This window comes from Thermoflexus sp., from assembly GCF_042408365.1.
In the GTDB taxonomy this organism is placed as follows: domain Bacteria; phylum Chloroflexota; class Anaerolineae; order Thermoflexales; family Thermoflexaceae; genus Thermoflexus.
In genome coordinates, this window is the sequence record NZ_JBHOQJ010000271.1 from 1 (window position 1) to 3,875 (window position 3,875).

The following is a 3,875-nucleotide window of genomic DNA, read 5'->3' on the forward strand; positions in this document are numbered from 1 at the left end:
GACAATTTCGACGGTTCGCTGCGGGAGCCGGTGGTGCTGCCGGCGAGGGCGCCGCAGCTGCTGATCAACGGGGCCTCGGGGATCGCCGTGGGGATGGCCACCAACATCCCCCCTCATAACCTCGCCGAGGTCTGCGACGCCTTGATCTACTTGATCGACCGATGGGATGAACGGGATGAAGTAACCGTTGAGGATCTCATGCGCTTCATCCCCGGCCCGGATTTCCCCACCGGGGGGTTGATTTTGGGACAGGAGGGGATCCGGGCCGCTTACGCCACGGGGCACGGGCGCCTGGTGGTGCGGGCGGTGACGCGGATCGAGGAGATGAAGGGTGGGCGATGGCGGATCGTGGTGACGGAGCTCCCCTATCAGGTGAACAAGGCGGCCCTCATCGAGCGGATCGCCGAGCTGGCGCGCGAGGGGCGGATCGACGACATCGCGGATCTGCGGGACGAATCCGATCGCCACGGGCTGAGCATCGTGATCGAGCTCAAGCGAGGGGCCCGGCCCCAGACGGTCCTCAATCAGTTGTTGAAGTTCACGCCCCTCCAGACCACCTTCGGCGTCCAGATGCTGGCCTTGGTGGACGGTCAGCCGCGGGTGCTCTCCCTGAAGCGGATCCTCCAGCTCTTCATCGAGCATCGGATCCAGGTGGTAACCCGGCGGACCCGTTACGAGTTGGAGAAAGCGAAGGCACGGGCGCATATCCTGGAAGGGCTGCGCATCGCCCTCCAGTTCCTGGACGAGGTCATCGCCCTCATTCGCAACGCCCCGGACGCGGAGACGGCGAAGGTCCAGTTGATGGCCCGCTTCAGGCTCACGGAGGTCCAGGCCCAGGCCATCCTGGATATGCCCCTGCGGCGCTTGGCCGCTCTGGAGCGCCAACGGCTGGAAGAGGAATACCAGGGCCTGATGGTCCGCATCGCCGACCTGGAGGCGCTGCTGGCAGACCCCCGCAGGATCCTGGGGGTGATCCGAGAGGAGCTCCAAGGGCTGAGGGAGAAATACGCGGATCCCCGTCGCACCCGGATCCTCCCGGAGGCGACGGCCGAGTTCACGGTGGAGGACCTGATCCCCGACGAGCCGGTGCTGGTGCTCCTCAGCCAGCGCGGATATGTCAAGCGGGTTCCGGTGACGGCCTATCGGCCCCAGGGCCGAGGCGGGCGGGGGGTCACCGGGATGACCACAGACGAGGATGACACCGTGGCCGGCGTCTTCGCATGCCGCACCCTGGATTATCTCCTTTTCTTCACCGATCAGGGCCGGGCCTATCGCGTCCGCGCCTATGAAGTGCCGGATGCGGACCGGGCGGCCCGCGGCCTGCCCATCGTGAACCTCATTCCCCTGTCGGAAGGGGAACGGATCACCGCCGCCGTGACGATCCCGCCGGCATGGGTCGATGAAACGGAGGCGAACGGCAGCGATCGTTATTTGGTGATGGCAACCCGCTTCGGGAAGATCAAGCGGGTGCCGTTGAGCGAGTTCATCGCTACGCGCTCCACCGGTCTGGTGGCCATCACGCTGGAAGAAGGGGATGTGCTCCAGGATGTCTGCCTCAGCACCGGCTCCGGCGATCTTCTGTTGATCACCGCCCGGGGGCAGGCGCTCCGCTTCGATGAAACGGAGGTCCGCCCGATGGGCCGGGCGGCCGCTGGGGTGCGGGGCATCCGGCTGGAAGAAGGCGACGGCGTGGTCGCCTTAGATCGCGTCGATTCGGAGGGGGAGCTACTCGTGGTGACGGCGGCCGGGTTTGGAAAACGCACTCCGCTGAGCCAATACCCCCGGAAGGGCCGGGCCACAGGGGGCGTGCGGACCATCGCCGATCGCTTGGAGGAGATCGGGGAGATCGTGGCGGCGCGGGTGGTGCGGCCTGAAGACGATGTGGTGTTACTGACTGCCAACGGGATCGCGATCCGAATCCCGGTCGCCGAGATCCCCCAAGCGGGGCGGTCGGCCCGAGGGAGCCGCCTGATGGCCCTGGTCGAATCCGATCGCCTTGCCTCCGTCGCCCGTATCCGCCCTGCACAATCATAGGAGGGCCTGGTCTTCCGTTGTAGGGGCACCCACCAGGGGTACCCCTACATTAGAGCCCCAGGGATGGCGGATTGTCCGCATCCGCAAGGCCATCGGATTCTCCACACCCTTCGAGAGGACCGCCTGGGGGTGAGGGACCGCCTTCGATGGCCCCCAGTTCCTGAGGGATTTGTCAAGGGGCACAGCATTGAGGGTATGACCGACGCTGTGCTATAATTTTCCGGCAAGACCTGAACCCTGAGGGAGTCCAGCATCCCCATGTTTGAGGGGTTGACTCAAAAATTCCAACAGATCTTCGATCGCCTGGGGCGGCGGGGGGTGCTGACCGAGGCGGATGTGGATGCCGCCCTCCGGGAGATCCGTCTGGCCCTTCTGGAGGCGGATGTCCATTACACCGTCGTCCGCGACTTCCTGGCCCGGGTTCGAGAGCGAGCCGTCGGCGCAGAAGTGACCCGAAGCCTCACGCCGGCCCAGCAGGTGATCAAGATCGTCTACGAAGAGCTGGTGAAAACCCTGGGGGATCCCGCGCCGATTCGTCTAAGCGGGTCCCCTCCGCACGTGGTGATGCTGGTCGGCTTGCAGGGATCGGGCAAAACCACCACAGCGGCGAAGCTGGCCCTGCGTCTGCGCAAAAGCGGGCAGCGGCCGCTTCTCGTGGCGGCCGATGTTTACCGCCCGGCGGCCATCACCCAATTGGAGATCCTGGGCCGCCAGTTGAACATCCCGGTTTACCAGGAAGGGCCGGAGGCCGACCCGATCGCCATCGCCCGTCACAGCCTGCGGTTCGCCCGGGAACAAGGGCATACCTTGGTCCTGCTGGATACGGCCGGCCGGCTGCACATCGATGAAGAGATGATGCAGGAGCTGGAGGCCATCCGGGATGCCGTTCGCCCGGGCGAGATCTTGTTAGTCGCCGATGCGATGACCGGGCAGGATGCGGTGCGGGCCGCCGAGGCGTTCCATCGGCGCCTGGGGCTGACCGGCCTGATTCTGACCAAGCTGGACGGCGATGCGCGAGGGGGTGCGGCGATCAGCATCCGGGCCGTCACCGGAGTCCCGATCAAGTTCATCGGGGTGGGGGAGAAACCGGATCAACTGGAGCCGTTCCAGCCGGAGCGCCTGGCCTCCCGCATCCTGGGGATGGGAGATGTGCTGGCTTTGATTGAGAAGGCCCAGGAGGCGGTGGAGGCGGAGAAGGCGGCGGAGATGGCCCGCAAGCTAACGCGGGCCGAGTTCACGCTGGAGGATTTCCTGGAGCAGCTGCGGATGGTGCGGAAGATGGGGCCGCTCTCGCAGCTGCTGGAGCTGATGCCTGGCTACCATCAGCTCGCCCGCATGATCTCGCCGGAGGAGGCGGACCGCCAGTTCAAGCGCGTCGAGGCCATCATTAACTCGATGACGCCCGAGGAGCGACGCAATCCAGAGATCATCAACGCCAGCCGTAAGCGACGGATCGCGCGGGGCAGCGGCACCACGGTGCAGGAGGTCAACCAGCTGCTCAGCGAGTTCCGGCAGCTGCAGCGATTGATGAAACAGGTGAAATCCGGCCGTGGCGGGCTGCCTTTCCCATTTTTCCGTTAAGGGGCTCGTTACCCCAAGAGGTTGCAGGGGGATGGGACGTTCGCCCTCTGCGGCCCCTTGCCCAAATCCTATAAGCACAGCATGATCGCTTATCCACTCCATTCCCTAGGTGAGGTGAGGATGGTTCGGATCCGTTTGCAGCGTATGGGCAAAAAGCATGAGCCGACGTATCGGATCGTCGTGGCGGATTCGCGGGCGCCGCGGGATGGGAAGTTCATCGAGATCATCGGACACTACAACCCGCGCACGGAGCCGGAAAC

The 3,875-nt window shown here is 65.2% G+C and carries 3 protein-coding genes; all 3 read left to right on the forward strand.

The annotated features are described in order from the left end of the window. The coding region (locus tag ACFMO5_RS12325) for a DNA gyrase subunit A (RefSeq protein WP_376793053.1) at nucleotides 1-2,034 on the forward strand (2,034 nt) is incomplete at its 5' end. 258 nt (nucleotides 2,035-2,292) lie between these two features. Next, nucleotides 2,293-3,615 (forward strand): signal recognition particle protein, encoded by a 1,323-nt coding sequence (gene ffh / locus ACFMO5_RS12330; RefSeq protein WP_376793054.1) that lies wholly within the window; start codon nucleotides 2,293-2,295, stop codon nucleotides 3,613-3,615. 120 nt (nucleotides 3,616-3,735) lie between these two features. Beyond that, nucleotides 3,736-3,875 (forward strand): 30S ribosomal protein S16 (gene rpsP / locus ACFMO5_RS12335; RefSeq protein WP_376793055.1); only part of this gene is annotated, 140 nt, incomplete at its 3' end.

Excerpts from the sequence above, each read along its gene's own strand:
- ffh (WP_376793054.1), top strand. The coding sequence starts at position 2,293 with ATGTTTGAGGGGTTGACTCAAAAATTCCAACAGATCTTCGATCGCCTG.